Below are 25,049 nucleotides of genomic sequence, written 5' to 3'. Positions count from 1 at the left end.
ATTAGGTTTTATCAAACAAATACCATAATAAAGGATAAAAAATGCTAAGAGATACTAAGAGAGATGAAGCGTATTTTACGAAACATATAATAGAGTGTGAAGAAAAAATTAAAAAATCCGAAAAAATACTTTTAGAACTTCCATTAGGAAAAAGAGAAACTTGTCTTTTTTGTATAACAGATAGAAAAAAATGTATTGCTATGGATAAATACTCTCGTGGTGATGATATAAATCTAGTTAAAAAAGATTTAGAAGCATACGTATTATTAAAACAAGAACATCGTTTAGAAGTAGGAATTGATATTGGTTATTATAGAGGAAATGCTCTTGAACTTTGCATTAGAGTATTATTAGATATGGATAGTGCTTGTGTATTAGAATTAATAGAAGAAGATGAGAGAAAAAGAAGAGATATTCTCAATAGAGATTGGTTTTTACATTTTATAGGATCTAAGGGTAAAAACTTAAATTTAGAACGCAAATGTATTCGCAAAGAACACGAGCTTATTAAAGAATTTGTAGCTACTAAGGATATTGAGTTTTTACATCAATATATGAAAAAACATACAAGATTAAGAGATCCTCTAGATACTTGGGATCTTGAAGGTGCAGCAATTGTAAAGCTAATGAATTTAGATAAAGAAGAATTTAAACAATACAAATACTTTCCTTATGATTTAATTTAATCTTAGTGGGTTTAAAAACCCACAAGGCTTTTTATAACTAGAAAAAGTTAATCATAAACATTCTGTTTTACAAATGGGTTTGATAGGAGTGAGTATAAAAGGCTATCCTATATTTGCTATACCTAAAAAGAATAAGATTAAATTTGCTTTAGCTAAAATACAAGCTAGTCCTCTTGCTAAGATTGAGTATGATAGGATAAGATGGGAAGGGATAGGAGGTAAATTAAAAGCTGCACAATACCTTATGAAAAAAGATCATTGCCTTATGAAAATAACGAAGCCATGCAAAAAACCTATAAAAGATATGAAGTATTAGAAGATATTAATGCAGAAAGTATTGATAGAAAGATTAAAATGAGTGGGAATGAAGAATTAAAAAAAGATATTAAAAATTTAAAAGAAGAAAACAAATTCCATTCCCCAAAAGAAGGTAAAATATCTCCATACTTTGATCAAGAAGGTGAAGGAACACAAATTAAACTTCCTATTTCCATAGAAGACTTAATGCAATTAGGTTTTATCAAACAAATACCATAATAAAGGATAAAAAATGCTAAGAGATACTAAGAGAGATGAAGCGTATTTTACGAAACATATAATAGAGTGTGAAGAAAAAATTAAAAAATCCGAAAAAATACTTTTAGAACTTCCATTAGGAAAAAGAGAAACTTGTCTTTTTTGTATAACAGATAGAAAAAAATGTATTGCTATGGATAAATACTCTCGTGGTGATGATATAAATCTAGTTAAAAAAGATTTAGAAGCATACGTATTATTAAAACAAGAACATCGTTTAGAAGTAGGAATTGATATTGGTTATTATAGAGGAAATGCTCTTGAACTTTGCATTAGAGTATTATTAGATATGGATAGTGCTTGTGTATTAGAATTAATAGAAGAAGATGAGAGAAAAAGAAGAGATATTCTCAATAGAGATTGGTTTTTACATTTTATAGGATCTAAGGGTAAAAACTTAAATTTAGAACGCAAATGTATTCGCAAAGAACACGAGCTTATTAAAGAATTTGTAGCTACTAAGGATATTGAGTTTTTACATCAATATATGAAAAAACATACAAGATTAAGAGATCCTCTAGATACTTGGGATCTTGAAGGTGCAGCAATTGTAAAGCTAATGAATTTAGATAAAGAAGAATTTAAACAATACAAATACTTTCCTTATGATTTAATTTAATCTTATAGTGGGTTTTTAATTTTCAAATTAAACAAAGTAAAAAATAGTAAAATAATTTTACAAAGGAATTTAAATGACGCAACAAGAAATCTTAGATGATATTGTTCTAAAATTTTGCAAAAAACTGGACAAATTTTCAGCACAATATGGTTTAAAAACAGAAGAATTTATCACTTATGGTGTTTTTGACGACTTACTTTTTACTTTTGAACATTATTTAGAAGAAGAAGATGATTACATAAGTTTTAGTGTTTCTTTTAGAGTAAAATCTATGAAAAGTGATGAAATTTTATGTAGGACAATAGGACTTGATGAGCCTAATTTGGATTTTAAAATTTTAAATCAACATGGCGTTAGATCTTTTCCATTTTCTTTTAAAAGTATGGAATTTACCAATTTGAACGATTTAAAACAATCTGGATTAGATGATATGCCAAGTGATTCTTATCATAGCTTTTTAAAAGCTTATAAAGAAAGCATAGATACTCTTATTGAAGCTTTTAAAACTGATACTACTAACACAATAAAAGGGCTTTATGATTTTATTTACAATTATGAAGAAAATGAAGATACTATTTGGCAAGATAGAACCTTAATGCAAGTTTTACTACTTATAGAACTTAATCAAAAAGAACAAGCATTAAAAATTCTAAAAAATAATCAAAAAGCCATTGAAGAAAGAGACTTTACTATAGAATATGGTGATGGAAGTATAGAAGTATTTGATGTTTTAAAACATTCTATAGAAAATAATCTTTGTTAAGGTTTTTCAAAATAAGTAATACACAATCAAATGAATAATAACCTTTATTCTTTAGTAAAGAAAGTAGATAGTGTGAAAATCAACTTTAACCAATATGGAATAAAACTAAAAGATAAACTGCAAACATTATAGGATTAAATGGCTGCTTACATAAAGCTAAAAATGGCAATCCAGAATCTTTTTGATAAACCTAACTGATTTTGTGGGATAGAATCTAGAATTTCAATCACGTAGATAGTTGTTGGATGTTGTATTTGGATTTCATATTGTTACAAGTATGTTTTAATCGATTCTAAACATGTTGCATCATATTTGCACCTCTCTCTATGCTTATAAAATTAAAACCCAATAAATAATGATAACATATATTTCTGTGAACCCATTGACAATAGTCAGATGTTCTAGTCATTATGTTTTGCATCTAACTACTACCCCATCCTAAGCCTAGATATTTTGGGCGATAATGGCTTATTTACTTAAATAGTTTGATATTAGATCGCTTTGAATTTACACCTAAAATAAAAGTTAAAACACAATATCTCTATGCTACTCTATCCTTTAATTCATCTTAGAAATCAATCTTAAAACTTAACCAATAATTGCGTCCAGGTAAAAATCGTTGATAACGATTAACATAAGTTTGGGCGTTATTAACATTCCCTATTGCATAATCAATAAAATTTGTATTTAAGAGATTATTGAGTGAAAGCGTAAGTGTGTAATATTTGAAAAATGTATAATTAAACGCCATATCAAGCAATATATAGTCTTTATAATATTGTCCTACAAGAATTGTTGGATCACCACCCTTACCAGTTGCAATAGTTGGAGTTTTGAAATTACCTTGCATACGCAAATATGTGCTAAAGTTTTGATATTTATAAGTTATCTTTGTCATAAGTTTGTGTTGCGGAATGCTATTGACTGGTTTCCCTTTTTGCAACCCTGTTAGCTGTTCTGTATAAGTGAAAGCATAAGACGCATCAAAGCTTACACCATAGAAGGGCTTTGTTTGTAAGCTAAACTCTACACCTGCTGCAAGAGATTGATCAACATTATTAAGATATTGACATGTTGTAGCAGAGCTAGCACATACAAAGCCACCAGGTAAACTTGCTCCTGGTGAAACATTTTGAATTGTTTGAATCTGATCTCTAAAATCTGTGTAAAATCCAGTCAAGGTGATGTATGCAGGTTCTGTATCAATAATTGTGCTTAATTCATAATTCCAGCTTTTTTCTGCTTGTAAATCTTTGGTACCATAATAATAAATACCAGAGGTATCAATCTGATAAAGTCCATTATAGCTCTCTTGCAAACTTGGAATCTTCATGCCACTTGCTACACCAGCCTTAAAGGTAAGCCATGAGAATGGGTTATAATTGATGTAAAGCCTTGGATTTGGCATGGCTGCATAGAGATTAGCATAATTATAGCGAAGACCAAGTGTTGTCGAGAAATACTCATTAATAAACCATTGTCCCTCAGCAAAAAGTGCAAGTTGATGCATATCTCTATCAAAATTACTGCTTTTGAGGATAAGTCGCTCATAAAGATAATATATCCCACTTGTTAATCCTAAATCCCCCCAATCTTCAAGGTTAAAGTCATGATTATACATGGAGCTTAGCACAATGTCGTGATTTTGATATATGCTATTATAATTGAGTGGTCCAGATACATTACCAAACCCAGTGGTTGTTTGCGGTATCCTTTGTGTTAAAGAGTATTGGACATAATTAGCCAATTTCCCCCAATCATATTCGCTATCATGGCTAAGTACAACATTAGTTTTATCAAAGTCGCTCGTTGAGCTAACATTGCGACTAGAGGTATTAAGAGTTGTATTGGTTATATGATAGAATTCTCCATCAAGATAGATGCTATTATGCTTATTAATAATATAATCAAGCCTTGCTCCTGCATTATAGGAGTACCATCTACCTGGTGAATGTGTAGTGTATGGATTGCCATTACTACTTGTACCAATTGGATTATAAAAATAACTTGGTTGTGAATATTTATATGCACCTCTAACGCTTAATGATAGCACGTCCTTGACAATTGGCGTTGCAACATAGGTATTAACACCATAATTATCACCCCAATTTTTTCGTTGTTCTTGAATTGTTGATTCAATCATGACGCTTCCAGTAAGCTTTTGCGGATTCTTCTTTGTGATGATATTAATAACCCCTCCCATAGCGTCTGTCCCATATATAATACTTGCAGGACCTCGTATCACCTCAATACGTTCAATCATTGATAAAGGCGGCATAAAGCTTGTAAGTACGCCACCAAAACCATTTTGATTGAAGGCAGAATTTACATTTTGCCGCTTACCATCAATAAGAATTAGTGTGTAGTCAGATCCAAGTCCACGCATATAAATCTGATTTTGTCCTGTTTTAGTTTGTTCTACATAGACACCAGGGACATCTTGCACAGCATCACCTAAATCTTTTATGGGACGCTCCAAAATTTCCTCTTTTGATATAACCGTAATTGAAGCTGGAGCTACCTTTTTATCCTGTGAAAAACCTGTAGATGTTGTCACAACAGATTTAAGTTTGTAGGCTTTTTTATCATCTGATGTCATTGTTTGTTGTTTTGAATCTTGCTTTATATTTTCTTTATCAAGATTTGTATCTGCAAGACTCAAATTAGCACTCATAAGCATTGCAATAAAAGCATATGATATTGGTGTGCTATTTGTTAGGTTATTTACATGATTATGTTGTTGAGATAAGTCCCCCATATAATATCCTTTAATTTCAATTTTAAGAATTATACTTATAATAATCTTAATTTTATATTAATTATAGTTATATATATAATCAGTAGAAATAATATTAGATATGTATTAAATACAGATTTTAGTATTTCTAATATTCCTGTTGTTATTGAAAGACTATGAATATGAGACTACATTACCTGCGATTTTGTTTAACTTTATATCATCTCTTTTCCATGCGTTACTTATAAGATTTACTTGAAATATTCCTCTCGTTCTTATCTTAAGATTTGCTTATAAAACATATGAAACTATTTTATTTATAAAATGTTATGACACTAAAAAATAGACCTCTTATTGATCATTATCTAGCCAATCTATTTGGACTATTATGGGTAATAAATCCACTCTAAAGACGACAATCTATAAATACAATAAATCTCATATATTTCAATAATACCTATAGTTTATAAAAACCTTTTATACGTTATATTTCTTTATGAAAGTTATATGATTTAGCCTTAAAAGCTTTATGTATTCAATATGGAATCTAGATTTTATTCATTAGGAATTTAGCTTGATCTATATTATACAACATAGCAAGATAGATATGCAGATTCTTGATATTTACCTATATTCTACTAAATCATCAAGTGAGATTCTATATCGCTGCTGTTGTTCTTTGCCACGATAGCCAAAACATACAATGAGACTTACCTGCTCTTTAAATGGATCAAGCCCATAGAGTTCTTCTACCGCTTTTTTCTCATACCCCTCAATATAGCAAGTATCAATTTGTAAGTAACTCGCATATGCCACCATATAAGTTGCCATGATATAAGCTTGCTTTGCACTCCAATGCGAGAGAGATTCATAAGAGTCTAACCCTCGCTCTCTCAAATATCCACCCAAACGATCACAAAATGCCTGATATGCACCTAAATCGGGTTTACGTCTAAAGGTGCTTTGCTTTGTATAGTTGCTTGGTGGAACCAGATCATTTTGCAAGCTTTTGAATACAACAACCTCACTTGCACTTGTAATTTGAGGTTGATTCCAACATAATGGACGAAGTGCGGCTTTAGCCTCATCACTACGTAGCACAAGTAATCTTGTGGGTTCTAATCCAAAAGAACTAGGAGAAAGCCTACCTACTTCTAGAATCTCATCAAAAACCTCTTTTGGAATCTTTTTATCCTCATCAAAAAGCTTACATGAATGGCGGAAATATATTGATTCTAGAAACCTATTCATTATATACTCCTTTGCTAATTTATACATAAGATAGCTTTAGTAAAAAGATAAACTTTATTTTGCCTTTGCTCTTTTACGCATATTTGGCTCAAGAATCTTTTTTCTGATTCTAATATTTTGTGGTGTTACCTCCAAAATCTCATCATCTTCTATCCACTCTAATGCTCGCTCTAATGTCAGATCTCGTGGTGGAACAAGCTTGATAGCATCATCACTTCCACTTGCACGCATATTTGTTAGATGCTTTGCTTTAATAGGATTCACATCAAGATCATTATCGCGACTGTGTTCACCAATAACCATACCTACATACACTTTGGTTTGCGGAGCAATAAACAGCACCCCTCTTTCTTGAATATTAAAGAGTGAAAATCCAGTTGCCTCACCATTTTCCATAGAAATTAACGCACCATTTTTTCTCGATTCTACTCCACCACTAAATGGACGGAATTCCAAAAAGCTATGATTCATGACACCCTCACCCTTTGTATCTGTCAAAAACTCGCTTCTATATCCAATAAGTCCTCGTGCTGGGATCTCAAACTCCAATCTTGTATATCCATCACTCATGGGGTTCATAGCTTTCATTTCTGCTTTTCTCTTACCAAGTTTCTCAATGATTGCTCCACTAAAATCTTGCGGTGTATCAATGACTAAATGTTCAAAAGGTTCAGTCTTTACACCATTTTCTTCTTTTACGATAACTTCTGGGCGTGAGATACTAAACTCAAAACCTTCTCGACGAAGATTTTCAGCCAAAATTGTGATTTGTAGCTCACCTCTTCCGCTTACTTTGAATTTTCCCTCACCCATTTCTTCACATCGCATTGCAATATTTGTTTGCATTTCTTTTAATAATCTGTCTTTTATCTTATTGGCAGTTACATGCTTACCTTCTAATCCTGCCAATGGACTATCATTTACTGCAAAATATACACTCATTGTAGGCTCTTCTAGGTGCATAGGATCAAGTGGCATTGGATTATTAGGACATACAATAGAATCTCCCACATCAACAGCATTAAAACCTGCAATAGCTACAATATCTCCTGCTTCAGCAGATTCTATCTCGGTTCTTGCTAATCCCATAAAACCAATAAGTTTGCTTATGCGACCAGTTTCTTTCTCGCCATCGCTCTTTGCAAGCATCACGTTTTCACCCTTTTTTACACGTCCATTAAACACACGTGCAATGCCGATTTTTCCCACATAGTTGTCATAATCAAGCGTGAATACTTGCATTTGAAGTGGATTTTCTGCACTTCCACTTGGTAATGGCACATGCTCTAGAATTGCTTCAAAAAGTGGTTCAAGATCTTTTTTGGGATCGCCTAAATCTTTTATTGCATAACCATCTCGTGCAGCAGCATAAATCACGGGGAAATCAAGTTGCTCATCATTTGCATCCATTGATACAAATAGATCAAACACTTCATCAACTACACGATCTGGCTCTGCAGCAGGTTTATCAATTTTATTTACTACCACAATTGGACGGATTCCAAGGCTAAGAGCCTTTTTAACAACAAACTTAGTTTGAGGCATGACGCCTTCTTGTGCATCTACAAGCAACAAAACACCATCAACCATTTTCAAAACACGCTCTACTTCCCCACCAAAATCAGCATGTCCTGGAGTATCAATAATATTAATTTTTGTGCCTTTATAATTTATAGCAGTGTTTTTTGAAAGGATTGTAATGCCACGCTCTCGCTCCAAATCATTAGAATCCATCACGCGTTCATCAACTTGCTCCCTCTCGCCAAATGTCCCAGACTGACTCAAAAGTCCATCAACTAAAGTCGTTTTACCATGATCAACATGGGCAATTACAGCAATGTTTCGTATATTTTGCATATTTTAATCCTAAGGTAAAATTAAAGTGGAATGAGTCCCAAATTATGACATAGTTATATTAATGATTATATAAGACATGAGAATATTATGCACTGCAGTATAAAAACAAAGCTTTGTTATGTAATATATTACCCTAAATTAAGATAAAAAGCATTACAAGATGCAATACAATGGCATACTTAAATTATTTTGCTTTGTAGGCTAACAAAAGAATATTTTATACCTTAAGTCCTTATAAGACATATTTGCAACAGCAAAACAGACATAAGCAAGATTGAGCATTTAGGCTCCAATAAGTAAAGCAAACATAAAATAATGTAGTAAAAATTGTATACTTTATAGAAATATCTAAAGGGCTATACTGAAGTCTTCTATATCCTTCATATCATAAAAACAGATCTATAAAGAGATTCTCAAAGATAAACACTTTTGCAATATATTTATTAGATGGTTTTTATATCTAGTATTGTATGTTGTGGTTTTTAAAAGTATTAAAAGACTTATTAATGTATGTTAATACATAGAAGCAGTGAGGCACATATAAATGTGCTTAAAAGAGATATGTATCTAAAAGTCTCTTACCCTTGTTTGTTTTACAAATAAAAGTGAGAATAGGCTAAACTCTGCTAATTTACACACAGCTACATAGCTCATGGCAAGATTTTTAAGCCTAACACAAGATTGTTTAAGTAAATTATTTAAGTATAGGTTAGTCTCAAATTCAAGTAAAAACTATGATCACTTTTGATATATGCTTGGCTTATTTACACATCTTCTGCTTGTTTTGCAAGCATACCCCTTTTTGGTCCGCTTTTGCCATGGCAATGCTTATATTTTTTACCACTACCACAAGGACATATTTCATTTCTTGCTGGTTTTTTGTCTTTTATCTCTTCTTCTAGTCCGCTATGATTTAGCACGATATTATCATTATCGTGTTCTAAATTAGAGAGAATCTTCTCTTCTTCTTGCTGCATATCCTGCGTATTAAACTGAATGATTTGCAATGTGCGATAAGCTTCAATCTTAATGTTGTCTATGAGTTCTAAAAATAGATTATAGCTTTCTTTTTTATACTCTACAAGCGGATCTTTTTGGTTATATCCTCGCAAACCAATACCAGTTTTTAAGTGATCTATAGAATATAAATGCTCTCGCCATGCATTATCTACAACTTGTAAGTAAATAATTCGCTCAAGTTCATTACGCATTTCAGGAGTTGTATTTGCAAACTTTTTCTCATATTCGTTTTTCAATGCAGATATAAGAATCTCTTGTATTTCATGATAAGTTTTTGCCTGCAAAGATTCTTCTAAATCGAGCAAATATTCTTCTTTTAACACAGCTAAAAGAGCAGAAATATCATAATTTTCTGGCACATCATGCGGCAATATTTGATTGCGTTCAAGCAGGTTATGCACACTTGTTTCTCGGTTTTCTGCTATGCGTCCTGCCATATCAAAGTTTTTTTGAAGTAATTCATTTCTGAATCTATATATCACCTTTCTTTGCTCATTACTCACATCATCATACTCAAGTAGATGTTTTCTTGATTCAAAATGCAAAGATTCTACCTTTTTTTGTGCTTTTTCGATAGATTTTGTAATCATACTAGATTCTATACTCTCGCCATCTTTCATACCAAGCTTACCCATAATACCTTTTAATTTATCACTCCCAAAGATTCTAAGCAATGAATCTTCAAGGCTTAGATAAAATTGGCTGACACCAGGATCTCCTTGTCTACCCGCACGACCACGCAACTGATTATCAATCCTTCTGCTTTCGTGTCGCTCTGTACCAATAATGTAAAGCCCACCAAGCTCTCTTATCTCATCATCGATTTTAATATCCACCCCTCTACCTGCCATATTTGTAGCAATAGTAACTGCACCTTTTAGTCCAGCATTTTTAATAATTTCTGCTTCTTTTTCATGTTGTTTTGCATTTAATACGTTATGTGGGATTCTAGCTTTCTTAAGCCATTCATGTAGCACTTCACTTTTTTCTATACTTGCTGTACCAACAAGCACTGGTTGCCCTTTCTTGTAAAGTTCTGTGATTTTATCTAATACTGCTTGGAATTTCTCATGCTCACTTTTATAGATTAAGTCATTTAAGTCTTTTCGTTGTATAGGGAGGTTAGTGGGTATAGAGACAACCTCAAGTTTATATATTTCTAAAAATTCTGTTGCTTCGGTTTGGGCTGTTCCTGTCATGCCCCCTAATTTATCATACAAGCGAAAATAATTTTGGAATGTAATATCTGCTAGAGTCTGACTCTCTTCTTTAATTGCTACGCCTTCTTTTGCTTCTAGTGCCTGATGAAGCCCTTCGCTAAATCTTCTACCCTCACTTAGTCTGCCTGTAAACTCATCTACAATCACGACTTCGCCATTTTGGACTACATAATCTTTATCTTTTACAAACAAATAGTTTGCCTTTAATGCTTGATCTAGGTGATGTGATAAAGACGCGTTTTCGATTGCGTAAAGATTCTCTACATTAAAAAGAGATTCTGCTTTTTTAATCCCATCTTCTGTTGTCAAAACTACACGATTTTTTTCATCAACGCTAAAATCAGAATCTTTTTGCATTTTTTTTGCTACAGAATCTGCTAGTTGATAGTTTTCCATTTTGCGATTAATAGGACCTGAGATAATAAGAGGAGTTCTTGCTTCATCGATTAGAATAGAATCCACTTCATCAACGATAGCAAAAAAGTGATGTTTTTGCACTTTTTGTTCTAAATTGTATTTCATATTATCACGTAAATAATCAAATCCATATTCATTATTTGTGCCATACACAATATCACTTGCATAAATTTTTAAGCGTTCTTCATCGCTTTGTATTGCATTTGTAATCACACCTACACTAAAGCCAAAAAAGTTATAGAGTGGTTGCATGGTTGCTGCGTCTCTGTTTGCAAGATAGTCATTCACTGTTACAACGTGCACACTCTTACCTGATAATGCATTTAATATAACTGGTAAAGTTGCTACAAGTGTTTTTCCCTCACCTGTTTTCATCTCTGCAATCTTTCCTTCATGTAAAGCCATGCCACCAATAAGCTGCACATCAAAATGTCGCATATTAAGAATTCTTTTACTTGCCTCTCTTGTGAGTGCAAAGACTTCTTCAAGCTTGGAGTCTAAAAGTGAGTTTACAACTTGTATAGAAAAATCAGCATTATCTAAGCTGCTAAGTTTATGTGCAACTTCATCTTTAATAGTCTGAAATCTTTGTTGCAAGGACTCATCACTTAAGGTTTCTAACTCTGTTTCTAGTGCATTGATCTTACGCACACGATTTTTATAGCCTTTTAGAATCTTATCATTACGTGTGCCAAAAATTTTTCCAAATAAAGTTTTCATATTTTTCCTTTTTACAGAATCTTTTTACTGCTTCTTTGAATGCAGGACAAGTTCATAAGAGCTTTTTACAATTGTTAAATCTCCTGAAACACTTTTTGTGTTTTGTTGCTTGTGTAAATTATTGCGTAGATCATCATTTAAGCTATCAAGCTCATCCATTCTCTCTTTCAATCGCAAGATAATATCCACACCTGCAAGATTCACACCCAAATCCCTAGTAAGCTTTAAGATTGTTTTAATTTTATCCATATCTCGCTGTGAATAAAGACGCATTTTTCCATCAGTGCGTGATGGTTCAATAAGCCCCTCTTTTTCATATTGTCGTAAAGTCTGTGGGTGAATATCAAGTATCTTTGCTACTACACTAATCAAAAAAACCGGTTCATCATAACTTGCATCCATGCTACATCCTTCTCTAAAAATTATAATTCTTTTTGCAATAATTCTTTTAACTCATCGCTCAATGTGTTGGGATCTGGTAACTTTGCATATACTTGCAAGATTAAATCACCATATTGCCCTGTTTTTCTATCCTTAAAGCCTTTATTTTTAATACGCATTTTTTTTCCATTTTGTGTATTTGCTGGGATCTTAATTGTCATTTCTTCTCGTGCTGTTTGTATGTGTGCCTTATCTCCAAAAAGCATCGCTTTTAATGGCACCTCTACAACTTGAGTGAGGTTATAACCATCAATACTATATCCTTCTTCTGGTGTTATATCGATAGTAATTATTGCATCTCCAACCATATTGCCAAGCTTTTTACCTTTACCTTTTGCACGCAGCTTTGAACCACTTGTAATGCCTTCTGGAATTTTTAACTCAAAGCTTGACCCATTTAAATGTAAACGCAAGGTATCACCTAGAAGCGCACTCTTAAGCGGTATAGTCGCATGTGCTTCAATATCCAAGTCAATACTATCGTGCATATTATTATCAAATCCAAAATTAAATGAACCAAATCCTGCACTACCGCCATTAAAACCTCTGCCACGAGCACCAAAAATATTTTTTAAAATATCATTTAAATCAGCACTTTGATATGAACGACTAAAATCGCTAAAATTTTGTCCATTAAACATGCTATCGCCATATTGATCATACTCGGCTTTTTTTTGTGGGTCGCTTAGAATCTCATACGCACCATTTATTTCTTTAAACTTTTCTTCAGCTTCTGCAGATTTATTCACATCTGGATGATATTGTCTTGCAAGTTTCCTATATGCTTTTTTAATTTCATCTGCACTCGCATTTTCACTAATATTTAATGTTTGATATAAACTTTTTGCCATAAGCACCTCGTAAAACTTTTAGTGTTATTTTAGCATAAAATATGAGTTTATGTATATAAACTTTATTTAGTTTGTATGAAATTGTGTGCTGAATACTAAAAATAAATTAAATATCTCTTAGCTTTATAGCATAGATTCTATATCATTTCGTATCGATAGAATGAATATCTAAGATTTTGAGAAAAATATTTAGTTAATTCAAATATTTGAAGAGTGGTAGAAGAATAAAAGTAGGGTATAATTTTGGGCATTGAACACAATTAAGTAATAAATATGTAGAACAATACAAAAGTTATAAATGCAAGAAATAGCTAAAAATAGATTCTAAACTCTAAACTAAGAAAAGCGAGATAATAAAATGTATAAAAACCTCTGCATACATTTGTGTATATGTGCGATCACGACGAGTATAATATATGCAAAACAAACAATAAATCCTACCATTTCCAAAACAGAATCTAAGCATAAAGATTCTGTAATTACAGATTTTGCAAATACAAGCTCTATGACAACAGGATCCATAAGCACCAATTCCAACAATATAGAACCTACAACAACAATCCCACACACTAAAACTATAAATCACAACAATGATAACAAAGATATACATGTTTTGTATGGTTTTGATTTTGTGTTTTTTGGTGATAATTTGGAAGATTCCTTCCCATATTGGGACACACGCACATTGCTTCAAGCAAGTATATTTCCTGAAATAGGCTTACATTTTTATGGGCAAAATCTGCGTGTTGGTGGGTATTACATTCTTAATATGGGCGAGAAAATCCCACAATTTCCACAAAATACAGGTTTAAGTCTTTATTATGATACACATTACAAGAATTTCAGTGGCTATTTTGGAATCTTTCCACGGAAGCATTGGATTGGAGTATATCCTAATCTCTATTATCGCAAAGATTTTTTACTACAAAATCCTATGACAAATGGGCTTGCCTTACAATATCAAAGCAATGATAATGATCTGAAGGCAGAATTTATATTTGATTGGTATGGTGGAAATCTACAAAAAAGAATTGATGAGTTCTTGGCACAGGGTTTCGTGCAGCAGAATTTATGGCGTGACAATATTTTTCTTGGCGGCTCATTCCTGCTTTATCATACAAAGAATGATGATATCCTTAATCCTTTAAGCACAAATAAAGATGTATGGTTACTTGATAGGCTATATTATAATGTATTTGCTGGCTTAGATTTACAAAAGCATTTTATGTCCTACATGGATTCTATGAATTTTAGTCTTGGTATACTTGGCTCTGTAGAACGTAAAAGAAGACATTCTAGCGGACTTGATCCATTCTCAAATAATGTTGGATTAGATTTTTTATTAAAGGCACAATATAAAGGGTTTGGCATTGAAAATAGTTTATATTATGGACAACCACAAATGAAGTATTTTAATGAATATGGAGAATCTCTATATTGGGGTTTGCCATTTTATCAAGCAAAATTTTATGATCGATTAGAAATGTATTGGGAACATAAAAATTCATATTGCACTGCTCGTTTTAGCTTTATATTCCATTTTGTAGATACAAAGATTGCAAATACACAAATGCTTACAATAATTCTTAATACAGATAAATTGTTTAAAGGACTAGCAAAAAAGCAGTAATCATGTAAAAGTTACAAATTTTGCTATAATATCCCATGGATTTATTCCAAATCTATCCTAAAGGGTATTGTATGAAAAGATTTTTTTTTGCAGTTTTTCTGTTAGCTGTAGGAAACATGGTAATGTTGCAAGCGTTGTCTATTGAAGAGATGCAAGAAGAAAAAAAACCAAATATCGTCATTCTTGCGACGGGTGGAACGATTGCTGGTTCTATTGATTCTAATATTAAAACAACAGGTTACACTGCAGGTGTTGTAGGCGTTGATGTACTTATTAATGCTGTGCCAGAAATTAAAAATCTTGCTAATATAAAAGGTGAACAAATCGCAAATATTGATAGCGCTGATATGACTGATGAGATATGGTTAACTCTTGCTAAGCGTATCAATAAACTTTTAGCAAGTCGTGATGTGGATGGCATTGTTATTACACATGGCACTGACACTATGGAAGAAACCGCGTTTTTTTTACACCTAACGATTAAAAGTGATAAGCCTGTAGTGCTAGTGGGTGCTATGCGACCAAGCACTGCAATGAGTGCTGATGGTCCAAAAAATCTTTACAATGCGGTTGCTCTTGCTGCAAACCCAAAAGCAAAAAATAAAGGTGTAATGATTGCAATGAATGATAGGATTCAGAGTGCAAGAGGTGCCACAAAAACACATGCACTCAATGTGGAAACCTTCAAGTCGCCAAATAGCGGCGATATGGGTTATATTCTTGATGGAAATGTATTTTTTAATTATGTGCCATTGCAACCACATACAAGAAAAAGCATTTTTAATATAGACAGAATTGATACTCTCCCAAAAGTTGATATTTTATACTCTTATGCGAATGATGGTTCTGGTGTTGCTGCTAAAGCTTTATTTCAGGCTGGTACAAAAGGTATTGTTGTAGCTGGAAGCGGTGCTGGTAGTATTCATAAATATCAAAAAGAAGTATTAAAGAATCTTATGCAAAAAGGTTTAGTGGTTGTGCAAAGTTCAAGAGTTGGATCTGGTATTGTGCTTGCAAATAGTAATGATTCTAAACTTGGATTTATTGGTGCACATGACTTAAACCCACAAAAAGCACGTATTCTACTTATGCTTGCATTAACAAAAACAAACAGACTTGATGCTATCGCAAATATTTTTGAAACCTATTAATTCAATACATTAATGTAACTTTAATAGTGCTATCTAAATTGTATGAGGGCACTATCTCTACTCTCAATCTATGAAAGCTTACAATTTGCTAGATGTTAGATCTATCAGAGATCTCATCTTATGCTGATTTGCTGATTTTAAAAATTACTAACTAATAGATTTTGTAAAATACAAACAAAAAATAAAGTTATTAACACATATCAATTTTTATTCCGAAATTATCATTTACTATTGCATCAATTTAAGTTTAATTATAAAGGATTTTTCATGTTAGATAAACACAGTATAGAAATTGTAAAAAGCACAGTTCCTGTTTTAAAAACTCATGGTGAAACAATCACGAAAGAGTTTTACAGCATTTTATTCACTAATTATCCACAAGTGCAAGGTATGTTTGATATGACAAAGCAAAAAAATGGTAAGCAACCAAAGGCACTTGCTATGGCTGTATTAAATGCTGCAATGAATATTGAAAACCTAGATTCAATTCGTTCACAAATAGAATCTATTGGTAAAACACATGTTAAGCTTAATGTAAAAAAAGAACATTATCCAATTGTTGGTGAATGCTTAATAAAAGCACTTAAAAATGTGTTGCAAGAAAATGCAACTGATGAAATCTTGCAAGCATGGGAGAAAGCATATCAAGAAATTGCAAATTACTATATAGAGGTAGAGGAAAAAATGTATAATCTACAATAATCTTATTTTTAGAATTCTAAAAAATGAGTTTATTTTATGCCATCAAAGAACAATGATAGAATAAATGATGAGGTATTGAATTTAAATGAAGAACATATTTTGTTTAAGCTTTTTTGCATTTAAAAACATTCAAAGTGTTTAGGTATGGGTGAAAAAAGCTTGACAAAGTAAAATGGCTGGGTTAAATTTTAATTCTGCTAAGTTTGGTTATATCATACCTCTTTATTATCTCGACGTGGGAGCATTTACATCAATAGCTTCCTTAAACAATGAGACTACCTTAAACTCTCAATATCAAAAGCCACAAAAAATTACCAAAAAAAGAATAAAGATAATAAAACTCTATTAAAATACTAAAGTAAGATTGTTTTAAGCCTAGCCATGCTGAACAATATTGTTATTAGATGATTTAAAACAAAATCTTAGTTATTTTTTAATACAATAGTTGTCTTATCATTTTGCCTTAAGGAGGGTTTATGCTTGGGATCAGTTTGTCTTATCTTTGGATAGTTATTTTGCTAATATTAGTTGGAGTTTTTTTAAAGCTAAGTATAAAGATAGTTTCACAAAGTGATATTATGATTATTGAGCGTTTAGGTAAATTTAACAAAGAGATTGGTGGTGGCTTTCATGTAATTATCCCATTTTTAGATATTCCACGTGCAGTCATTACGATCCGTGAGCAACTTATCAATATAGAAAGACAGCAAGTTATCACAAAGGATAATGTCAATATTTCAGTTGATGGTATCGTGTATCTCAAGGTAACAAATGGAAAAATGGCACTTTACAATGTAGAAGATTATAAAAAAGCCATTTCAAATCTTGCAATGACAACTTTGCGTGGAGAGATTGGTGGGATGAATCTTGATGATACTCTAAGTAGTCGCGACAGGCTTAATGGAGCTTTGCAAATTGCATTGGGTGGTGCCGCAGATAACTGGGGTGTAAAAATCATGCGTGTTGAAATTTCAGAAATTTCTGTTCCTTTAGGTATAGAAGAAGCAATGAATTTACAAATGAAAGCTGAGCGCGAAAAAAGAGCGATTGAGCTTAATGCGGAAGCTAAAAAGGTGGCTATGATACGTAATGCAGAGGCACAAAAACAAGAGCAGGTTTTAATCGCTGAAGCTATTGAGAGAATGGCAGATGCAAAGCGTTATGAGCAAATCGCTATCGCACAAGGACAAAAAGAGGCTATGGAAAATATCAATAAGGCTATGCAAGAAAGCCCATTAGCCGCAGAATTTTTACTCGCAAAAGATAGAGTTGAAGCGTTTAATGAATTTGCAAAAAGTGCATCAAAAGATAAAATTTTAGTGCCATATGAAAGTGCTGACTTAATTGGTGCTATCAGCATACTTAAAGATTCTATGGGCAGAAAGGATGCTTAATGCATATTTACTTTTGGCTATAGCTTTTATACTTGCGATTACTGAACTTTTGCTTGGTAGTTTTTATATAATATTTTTTGCTTTAGCTTTTTTAGTTGTTGGACTTTTAAGTCTTTTTATCCCATTCAATTTGGTATGGCAAGTTTTACTCATTGTTTTTATTTCTGTTGTTTCTTTATTTGTTTTTAAAAGAAAATTTAAACGAGGTAAGAAGACAGAAGATTTGAATGATAATTTCTTAGATGAATGCGGCGAGGGTGTAATTCAAAATGGATTAATTTATTATAAAGGTGCACTTTGGCAAAGCAATCAGATCGAGGGCTTAAAAGATGGAGATAAGGTCTTTGTAAAAGGAGTAAAAGATAATCAGATTCAAATTGCAAGAGATGAGTATCAAGAGTAACTATAGAGATCAGTCTATACTTTATTAGCAAGGAAAATCTTTAGAAAACTATAAACTTTGTAAGTGAGTATTATTAATCAAATTAATATAAACAAACGCAAAGTTGTGTGTTATCTTGGCTACAAATTTAATAGGATAGTATGCTTTGAATATAGAGAAGAATGCGTTATAAACAAGCTTTAGGTACGATTGATGGTGATTTTATCGGTATTTAAAATGAATTTTGATTTAAAAAAGTACCAAATACACGAAAAACACTATTTATTTTATGATAATTTTAGATGTTTCACTCGTTATTGATGAAAGCAATAGAATGACTGAGAATTATTTTAAGGATAAAAAGGATTTAAAAGTGTGTGTTACGCGTCTTTTTAGATAATTTACTTGTGATTGTGGTGATAAAATATTATCAACTAGAGGAAACAAGAAACGTAGAATGCGTAATTCTGTGTTGCTTTGTCGTTATCGCCCAATCAATCTTGCTCACTTATTGTGCTCGGATGACCACATTAATTAACACAAATTCGATACAATGAAAAGTTATTTTAAGTTAAAAAGGCTTGGTGATGAATATTAAGAGGAATATGCTCTTTGCTGTATCTATATGTATTTTATTATCAATATTATATGTTGTGCTATATTTAGCACAGGGTGACACAACTGCACATCTAATAAGGATAAACATCAACAAACATGAGACTATAAGTCTTTACAATAGAGAACATAAAGATACAAAGAAAATTGATGATTATTATACAGACGAAGATATTTTTCTTGATGATCAAATTGATAAATATGTATATAGCTTTACGTTATCACCAGATAGTAAAATTTTCAGAAAAAATTTTATTTACAATATATATCCAAATTTTAGTGTTCTAGGCAAAGATATAGAGTATGCATATATGATAAACCATGGTGATAAATTTGGAAATTTAGTGAGTACACAAAAGATTACAGAAAACAACATAGAAGCAATTCCGATTATACGCTCTTTAAATGACAGTGTGTTATATTGGTTGTTTACTAGTTATATAGTTATACTTCTTGCTGGAGTGAGTATACCAACTTGTGTAAGTAAGATACAGAATTGTGTGAGTGGAGCTACATGTGATGCAAGGATGGGTATACAAATCATTTCTCCACCTCTCTATTCATATCTTTTTGTTTTCTATATTTTGTTATTGGGGCTTTTTCTTATCACCCAATATAATATGATATCGCTGGATGGAGATAACTGGCTTATGAGTTCAGTATATGATAGCTTTTATATGCTTTATGATATAACAATTGGTTGGCAAAGGGGTAGACATTTTGCGGATCTTTTTATGTCTCTTAGTATGCGACCGCTTGGGGAGATGTTTGTTGTTTTAGGCATGAGTCCCATTCGTGCATTTAATATTTTTGCGTCATTTTTTACGGTTATTTTTTACTTTATGTTTTTTATTAGTTCTTCATTATTTGTTTGGTTGCTCAATGCTAAAAAGCAATTTAGATTAATTTTTATGCTTGTTTCTCTTAGTTTTTTACTTATTATTGATGGTAGATTTGATTATATAACAACTGCAGCATATATTGGTAGTGCTGGCATAGCTTTACTTATATTCTTGCCTATTTTATATTTTTTTATATACAAAAAGACTGTGCTTCTAGGTAATAATATTTACTTGCAGAGCGGATTATTGTTTTTCTTTGTTTACATGGCAAGTTTTCAAATAGAAACTTCGACATTACCTATATTTGGTCTGACACTATTGATGTTGCTGTATATGTACTGGAGACGCAGTAGTTTTGCAATCCCTTATTTCATTTATTATCACATGGGATTGTTTTTAATTCTTGTGCCACTTGCATTTATCTTAACAATGATATCTGGTAGAGGACAGACTCAACTAAATGTTGTAGAAAAAACAACGCTCTTTGAAAATATGATATATGTTTTCAGGGAAGTTAATATGTTTAATATGTGTATTATTGTTATTGGTTTTATATACTTTATTTACCTTGTGGTGCATTGGATAAAAAAGAGAGAAATAACAGAGGTCTTGTATTTTAAAATTATTGTATTATTTGTAGGGCTACTAGGAACTGTGGGATTTGCATGTATTAAAGTTCCAGGAATATGGTTTGAGGTTATGTTGATTGCTCTTGTGTTGATCTTAGCATTACTAGAGTTTGCCGCTTGCACACATGTTGTAAAAGCATGGTGTAGCAATTTTTTACTTGTTGGTTTTATATTTTGTACAATGTTACAGAATGTGAATATTTTTGAACGTAATTTTGTAAAATATTATAATCTCAACACACAAGATACACTTATTTCATTATTCCAACATGCAGAAGAAAAAGGCTTGAAAGAAATCATATTAACATCAAAAGATATTGAAACCATGCAATTATCAACTCAATATCTCAATAAAGATAAACAGGGATGGCCAAACAAAGATATGTCTGCATGGATGCAGCGTTATTACACTCGCACATATATTCCGATTATGGTGAATGATGAATAAAAGTAGTAGCATAGAATAAGATTTATGAGGAAAAAGGACATAATGTATAAATGTGGATGAAAAAACTAGGCTATAGATCTGCATTAGAACTATGAGACTTTGATAAGGCATATAGTTTACATAAAAGATGTTATACAAAGATTACCAATTTACGTTTACGGATGGAAAAGCTTATAGCTTATATATCTTAATAAACTTCATTATTAAATACCCATATACTCACGGCTCAATGCCATGATACATATCACCTTAATTGCAAATATCATACAATAATGCAGTATAATACCCGCTATTTTACTTGCACTACATAGCATACTAAGGGAAAATATGTACAAACGTTGCCTACAGCATAAAGACCTAAAACAAAAGGCTTCTATATATTTTTTTACAAGCTTTGTAAGCCATTATCTACATCGTATATATTTGTTAGATTCTTATGTCAATACGTTTGTGTCTTATGATTGCAATGATTTTTTATTGAGCATGGATGTAGAGCTGGAGCAATACATTTCATTCAATCTCATGGCATGTGTTATAAAAGCTAACATGATTGCAAGATTTTCTAATGTGTGGCACACACCATTTTATTTTAAAATTATTCCTAGCAAGGTGGAAATACGTATTGATAAATTTGATAATGTTAACCCCTATCATATTTTGTTATACAATAAAAAACTTAATATAGCTGATTGTAGAAAAACTATTATTGGAGTGAATCTAAGCGGAGCTAAAGATGTTTATTCTATATTTATTTTACATTTAAAAGATGAATTCCAACACAACTTTTATGTAATTACGCAACACGCATTACTCGCATTAATTAGAATCTGTGTGACTAACAATAACACACTTCTTTTTTCCAAACTTATTGTAAGATATTGGAAGATAGTGCTAGAGCATATAAGCTATCTATACAACATCTTCTATCTTTTTTTGACACATAGGAAGGACTATGCAATATCGACTAGAAAGTTTTCTTAAAGCACAACAAAGTTACAAAGACAATACACCAATTCAGGCTTATATGCGCGAATATTTACTAAGAATGCTTTTGGATACGCATAAAAAAGACTTTCCAGATATCTTTGAATTTGGATGTGGGCAATGTGAGCTTACTTATATGCTTACTAGACACTTAGATTATAAACAATATATTTGCAATGATATAAATAAATATAAAGATATCAGGCTTCCACAGAATACACAGCATCTTTGTTTTGATATGCGTAGTGTGAAAGATACACCTGTATTCTCACAGCGATTTCATCTTATTGCTTCAAATGCATGTTTGCAGTGGTTACCATTTGTTGAAACTCTAGAGAATCTAAAGCATATGTTGCACGCACATGGATGGCTTCTTATTGGGACTTTTGGTGTGGATAATTTTAAGGAAATAAGAGAAGTTACGGGTATTGGGCTGCCATATATGCAATCTCATGTTATGAAGGAATATTTGGCAGATAGCTTTGAGTGCAAAGTATGGCATGAAGAACGTATTACATTACAGTTTGAGAATCCGCTTGAAGTTTTTCGTCATATTAAAAAAGGTGGAGTAAATGCCTTGCAAACATGTTATATCAAAAAATCATGGCTTACACAATATACAGAATCTCACAATAACACTCTTACATACCATATTATTTGTTTTCTTGCAAAAAAATATTAGTTTATCGTTTGAAGATTCTAAAATGCTTTGAATTATAATAATTCATAAGATAGATAGTGAAAATAGAAATTAGTCCGCCTATAATAGTATGCCATTGGGGTAATTCACCTAGAATAAGCCAGGCAAATAAGAGTGCTGAAGGTGGCACAAGCAAAGCATAGATTCCACCTTGTGTTACACCTAGTACATACAACCCACGATAATAAGTCGTTGTTGAAAAAGTTGTGCAAAAAAGTGCAGTAACAAGGGCTAGAATCCAAAAACTCACACCAACCTCCTTTAAAGGTGCAACGCCATAATATAAAAAGCTAGGTAGTAGCAAAATCGCTGTACAAAGACTAGAATAAAAGCTTAATGATATAGCAGAAATATGTTCAGTTGCGTAACGAGAGCTAATAATAAGCATAGCCCAAACCAATGCAGCAAGTAGAAAAATGATGTTAAAAGGCATAAGTATCATACGCCAGTTTTCAAATAAATCAATAAGGAAAATACCCGCCAAGATTCCAAAAAATAATGCCCATTTCTCTCTTTTTAATAATGTTGTTTTTTTGATAAAACTATACAAAAAGGCTGCAATAATGATTGGCAAAACTTCTGCTATAACACCAGCACTACCAGCATCACCATGTAACAATCCAATATACATAAGGTAGCTATAAGCTGTATTAAATAAACCCGTGAGTAATACGGGTAGTAAGGCATTTTTAGGAATCTTAAATGGAATTTTATAGATATACATGATTGGTAAAAAACTAAGGCTTACAATAATAAAGCGAATACATGAAGCCTGCTCTGGGTTTAGTGTCTCACTCATAATCTTTGATAATGGCCACACAAGTCCCCAGCCCATCATGGCAAGTATCATAAGAAGTTTCATGCAATTAGCTCCAAGAATTATAAAAATCTTAATTTTGTAGCGAATAGTAATGCAATGAAACTTAAACCATGCTTAGAATATAAAAGTTTCTAAGTTGTCTTTTTGCAATGATAGAAAATCGTATAAAATAAAGAATGTAATTATTCATTTAACTTTAATAACACTATTATAATACATATAAAAGTATCCATGAGAAAGCATATGTAAGAAAGGCACTACGCTATTCTTATACTACATACAGATTAATATAATATACCTAACTAGCTTAAATCTATCCAAAAACTTTCAACCAACTAGTTTTTATACATTTAACTTGGGTAAAAATGCTTAAAGTTCTTACTTCAAACATCTAGAGCATAAGAATTACACCAAAACACCAAAGAAGAAGTTCATCACCAGTTTTAATCACGTTGAGCAAAATGTAAAATAGTGGAATCTTAAATTATTTTTCAGATACATTCTTTTCTTTCAACATACGTCTCAAATTTACATAAAATTTCATCCAGTCATCAAGCTGCATAATAGGATGACCACCCCATTTGCTCTTTGGTGGCAGATTCTTAGATACTGCTCCTCTACCTGCAACTTGCACGAAGTCTCCAATATGCACATGTCCAGCTGTGCCAACTTGCCCGCCCAAAACAACATTGCGTCCTGTTGTAGTGGAGCCTGCCAAACCAACTTGTGCAACAAGTAAAGAATGCTCTCCTACAACAGAATTGTGTGCTATAACACAACTATGTCCAACCTTACTTCCTTTTTTAACACGAGTTTCGCCAAAAACAGCTCTATCTATTACATTATTCGCACCGATCTCTACATCATCTTCAATAATTGTTCGTCCATTATGCTCAATTTTTACGTGTTCTCCGAGTGCGTTCTGTGCATATCCAAAACCATCACTTCCAATAACACTGTTAGCATGGATAAGCACCCTATCACCTATTACACTTTCACGATAGATCACAACATTTGGATAAATTTTGCAATTTGATCCAATACTTACATTATCGGCAATCACAACACCAGGCATAATTACTGTATTAGCACCGATATTGACATTATTTCCTAAGACAACATTGGTTGCGATTGAGGCACTCGTATCAATTTTGGAATCTACATGCGGTCTTGCAATAAAATCACCCTTTGCAAATAATTGTGATAGTAAAGCAAATGCGAGATGCGGATTATCAACTATAAGTGGTTGTATATGGCTTGGTACCTTATCTTGTATAGTCTCTCTAATTAGTACCGCACCTGCCTTAGAATCTTGCAACCCTTGAATGTATTTATCCTGTTGTATATAGCTTACCTGGTTTTGTGTGGCAGATTCTAGGGGTGCTAACCCTTCCAGCGTAAAATCGTTGGTAATACAATTTTTTAATACCGCATTGTTACCAAAAGCCTTATTGATTGCTTCACTTAATTTCATAAAATTCCTTTAATTATTCTGTATTACTATGCAAGATTAGCCACTTATGTATCTTTACGCTTATCTAAAAAAGTTTATTAAAAGAAAGCATGGTGCGATGCTTAACCATGCTCATGTTAT

General features: G+C 32.1%; 20 protein-coding genes. 12 read left to right on the top strand and 8 right to left on the bottom strand.

Annotated elements, in window-relative coordinates:
• Positions 1-41: 41 nt before the first annotated feature.
• The 4 genes from LS81_RS02580 to LS81_RS02565 all read left to right on the top strand — a co-directional run bounded on the left by LS81_RS02580 (position 42) and on the right by LS81_RS02565 (position 2,644).
• On the top strand, positions 42-686 hold the full coding sequence (locus tag LS81_RS02580) for a PoNe immunity protein domain-containing protein (RefSeq protein WP_034344586.1): 645 nt from the start codon (positions 42-44) through the stop codon (positions 684-686).
• 258 nt (positions 687-944) lie between these two features.
• Complete coding sequence (locus tag LS81_RS11675; protein WP_170177196.1) at positions 945-1,223, top strand: hypothetical protein; 279 nt, start codon at positions 945-947, stop codon at positions 1,221-1,223.
• Between the two features lie 13 nt (positions 1,224-1,236).
• The gene (locus LS81_RS02570; RefSeq protein WP_034344586.1) at positions 1,237-1,881 is read left to right on the top strand and encodes a PoNe immunity protein domain-containing protein; all 645 of its coding nucleotides are present in this window, start codon (positions 1,237-1,239) and stop codon (positions 1,879-1,881) included.
• A gap of 73 nt (positions 1,882-1,954) precedes the next feature.
• Positions 1,955-2,644 (top strand): hypothetical protein, encoded by a 690-nt coding sequence (locus tag LS81_RS02565; protein WP_034344588.1) that lies wholly within the window; start codon positions 1,955-1,957, stop codon positions 2,642-2,644.
• 568 nt (positions 2,645-3,212) lie between these two features.
• Here LS81_RS02565 and LS81_RS02560 read toward each other — a convergent pair.
• The 6 genes from LS81_RS02560 to LS81_RS02535 form a co-directional block, all read right to left on the bottom strand.
• The gene (locus tag LS81_RS02560; RefSeq protein WP_052096439.1) at positions 3,213-5,402 is read right to left on the bottom strand and encodes a TonB-dependent receptor domain-containing protein; all 2,190 of its coding nucleotides are present in this window, start codon (positions 5,400-5,402) and stop codon (positions 3,213-3,215) included.
• A 603-nt stretch (positions 5,403-6,005) separates the two neighbouring features.
• Positions 6,006-6,632 (bottom strand): NAD(P)H-dependent oxidoreductase, encoded by a 627-nt coding sequence (locus LS81_RS02555; protein ID WP_034318552.1) that lies wholly within the window; start codon positions 6,630-6,632, stop codon positions 6,006-6,008.
• 54 nt (positions 6,633-6,686) lie between these two features.
• A complete protein-coding gene (gene typA / locus LS81_RS02550) occupies positions 6,687-8,489 on the bottom strand; it encodes a translational GTPase TypA (protein WP_034344589.1) in 1,803 nt (600 codons plus the stop codon).
• A gap of 764 nt (positions 8,490-9,253) precedes the next feature.
• On the bottom strand, positions 9,254-11,866 hold the full coding sequence (gene secA / locus LS81_RS02545) for a preprotein translocase subunit SecA (RefSeq protein WP_034344592.1): 2,613 nt from the start codon (positions 11,864-11,866) through the stop codon (positions 9,254-9,256).
• 24 nt (positions 11,867-11,890) lie between these two features.
• Positions 11,891-12,268: a heat shock protein transcriptional repressor HspR gene (locus tag LS81_RS02540; protein WP_034318541.1), complete on the bottom strand. Its 378-nt coding sequence runs from the start codon at positions 12,266-12,268 to the stop codon at positions 11,891-11,893.
• A 20-nt stretch (positions 12,269-12,288) separates the two neighbouring features.
• Positions 12,289-13,158, bottom strand: a complete 870-nt coding sequence (locus LS81_RS02535; RefSeq protein ID WP_034344595.1) for a DnaJ family protein — start codon at positions 13,156-13,158, stop codon at positions 12,289-12,291.
• Positions 13,159-13,516: 358 nt separating this feature from the next.
• Here LS81_RS02535 and LS81_RS02530 point away from each other — a divergent pair, with 358 nt between their 5' ends.
• The 8 genes from LS81_RS02530 to LS81_RS02495 all read left to right on the top strand — a co-directional run bounded on the left by LS81_RS02530 (position 13,517) and on the right by LS81_RS02495 (position 22,617).
• Positions 13,517-14,788, top strand: a complete 1,272-nt coding sequence (locus LS81_RS02530) for a hypothetical protein (RefSeq protein WP_034344598.1) — start codon at positions 13,517-13,519, stop codon at positions 14,786-14,788.
• Positions 14,789-14,910: 122 nt separating this feature from the next.
• Positions 14,911-15,939: a type II asparaginase gene (locus tag LS81_RS02525; RefSeq protein WP_081955948.1), complete on the top strand. Its 1,029-nt coding sequence runs from the start codon at positions 14,911-14,913 to the stop codon at positions 15,937-15,939.
• 267 nt (positions 15,940-16,206) lie between these two features.
• A complete protein-coding gene (locus tag LS81_RS02520; RefSeq protein ID WP_034344601.1) occupies positions 16,207-16,641 on the top strand; it encodes a globin domain-containing protein in 435 nt (144 codons plus the stop codon).
• A 476-nt stretch (positions 16,642-17,117) separates the two neighbouring features.
• Complete coding sequence (locus tag LS81_RS02515; protein ID WP_034344604.1) at positions 17,118-18,035, top strand: SPFH domain-containing protein; 918 nt, start codon at positions 17,118-17,120, stop codon at positions 18,033-18,035.
• On the top strand, positions 18,028-18,438 hold the full coding sequence (locus LS81_RS02510; RefSeq protein WP_104696438.1) for an NfeD family protein: 411 nt from the start codon (positions 18,028-18,030) through the stop codon (positions 18,436-18,438). The genes LS81_RS02515 and LS81_RS02510 overlap by 8 nt, the downstream gene beginning before the upstream one ends.
• A 566-nt stretch (positions 18,439-19,004) precedes the next feature.
• Positions 19,005-20,951: a hypothetical protein gene (locus tag LS81_RS02505; RefSeq protein WP_034344607.1), complete on the top strand. Its 1,947-nt coding sequence runs from the start codon at positions 19,005-19,007 to the stop codon at positions 20,949-20,951.
• A 327-nt stretch (positions 20,952-21,278) separates the two neighbouring features.
• Complete coding sequence (locus tag LS81_RS02500; RefSeq protein WP_034344610.1) at positions 21,279-21,932, top strand: hypothetical protein; 654 nt, start codon at positions 21,279-21,281, stop codon at positions 21,930-21,932.
• Entirely contained in the window at positions 21,904-22,617 is a 714-nt protein-coding gene (locus LS81_RS02495) for a methyltransferase domain-containing protein (protein WP_034344612.1), read from the top strand. Before LS81_RS02500 ends, LS81_RS02495 begins: the two co-directional genes overlap by 29 nt.
• 1 nt (position 22,618) lies before the next feature.
• Here LS81_RS02495 and LS81_RS02490 read toward each other — a convergent pair whose 3' ends face one another.
• Positions 22,619-23,497 (bottom strand): DMT family transporter, encoded by an 879-nt coding sequence (locus tag LS81_RS02490; RefSeq protein ID WP_034318187.1) that lies wholly within the window; start codon positions 23,495-23,497, stop codon positions 22,619-22,621.
• Positions 23,498-23,939: 442 nt separating this feature from the next.
• Positions 23,940-24,929, bottom strand: a complete 990-nt coding sequence (lpxD, locus tag LS81_RS02485; RefSeq protein ID WP_034344615.1) for a UDP-3-O-(3-hydroxymyristoyl)glucosamine N-acyltransferase — start codon at positions 24,927-24,929, stop codon at positions 23,940-23,942.
• Positions 24,930-25,049 lie beyond the last annotated feature (120 nt).

The organism is Helicobacter trogontum (assembly GCF_000765905.2).
Classification (GTDB): domain Bacteria; phylum Campylobacterota; class Campylobacteria; order Campylobacterales; family Helicobacteraceae; genus Helicobacter_A; species Helicobacter_A trogontum.
This window is presented reverse-complemented; position numbering and strand designations above follow the sequence as displayed.

Excerpts from the sequence above, each read along its gene's own strand:
- LS81_RS02495 (WP_034344612.1), top strand. The coding sequence starts at position 21,904 with ATGCAATATCGACTAGAAAGTTTTCTTAAAGCACAACAAAGTTACAAA.
- LS81_RS02515 (WP_034344604.1), top strand. The coding sequence starts at position 17,118 with ATGCTTGGGATCAGTTTGTCTTATCTTTGGATAGTTATTTTGCTAATA.
- LS81_RS02520 (WP_034344601.1), top strand. The coding sequence starts at position 16,207 with ATGTTAGATAAACACAGTATAGAAATTGTAAAAAGCACAGTTCCTGTT.
- typA (WP_034344589.1), bottom strand. The coding sequence starts at position 8,489 with ATGCAAAATATACGAAACATTGCTGTAATTGCCCATGTTGATCATGGT.
- LS81_RS02565 (WP_034344588.1), top strand. The coding sequence starts at position 1,955 with ATGACGCAACAAGAAATCTTAGATGATATTGTTCTAAAATTTTGCAAA.
- LS81_RS02570 (WP_034344586.1), top strand. The coding sequence starts at position 1,237 with ATGCTAAGAGATACTAAGAGAGATGAAGCGTATTTTACGAAACATATA.
- LS81_RS02540 (WP_034318541.1), bottom strand. The coding sequence starts at position 12,268 with ATGGATGCAAGTTATGATGAACCGGTTTTTTTGATTAGTGTAGTAGCA.
- secA (WP_034344592.1), bottom strand. The coding sequence starts at position 11,866 with ATGAAAACTTTATTTGGAAAAATTTTTGGCACACGTAATGATAAGATT.
- LS81_RS02530 (WP_034344598.1), top strand. The coding sequence starts at position 13,517 with ATGTATAAAAACCTCTGCATACATTTGTGTATATGTGCGATCACGACG.
- LS81_RS02505 (WP_034344607.1), top strand. The coding sequence starts at position 19,005 with ATGAATATTAAGAGGAATATGCTCTTTGCTGTATCTATATGTATTTTA.
- LS81_RS02535 (WP_034344595.1), bottom strand. The coding sequence starts at position 13,158 with ATGGCAAAAAGTTTATATCAAACATTAAATATTAGTGAAAATGCGAGT.
- LS81_RS02580 (WP_034344586.1), top strand. The coding sequence starts at position 42 with ATGCTAAGAGATACTAAGAGAGATGAAGCGTATTTTACGAAACATATA.
- LS81_RS02510 (WP_104696438.1), top strand. The coding sequence starts at position 18,028 with ATGCTTAATGCATATTTACTTTTGGCTATAGCTTTTATACTTGCGATT.
- LS81_RS02490 (WP_034318187.1), bottom strand. The coding sequence starts at position 23,497 with ATGAAACTTCTTATGATACTTGCCATGATGGGCTGGGGACTTGTGTGG.
- LS81_RS02555 (WP_034318552.1), bottom strand. The coding sequence starts at position 6,632 with ATGAATAGGTTTCTAGAATCAATATATTTCCGCCATTCATGTAAGCTT.
- LS81_RS02500 (WP_034344610.1), top strand. The coding sequence starts at position 21,279 with ATGTACAAACGTTGCCTACAGCATAAAGACCTAAAACAAAAGGCTTCT.
- LS81_RS02560 (WP_052096439.1), bottom strand. The coding sequence starts at position 5,402 with ATGGGGGACTTATCTCAACAACATAATCATGTAAATAACCTAACAAAT.
- lpxD (WP_034344615.1), bottom strand. The coding sequence starts at position 24,929 with ATGAAATTAAGTGAAGCAATCAATAAGGCTTTTGGTAACAATGCGGTA.
- LS81_RS02525 (WP_081955948.1), top strand. The coding sequence starts at position 14,911 with ATGTTGCAAGCGTTGTCTATTGAAGAGATGCAAGAAGAAAAAAAACCA.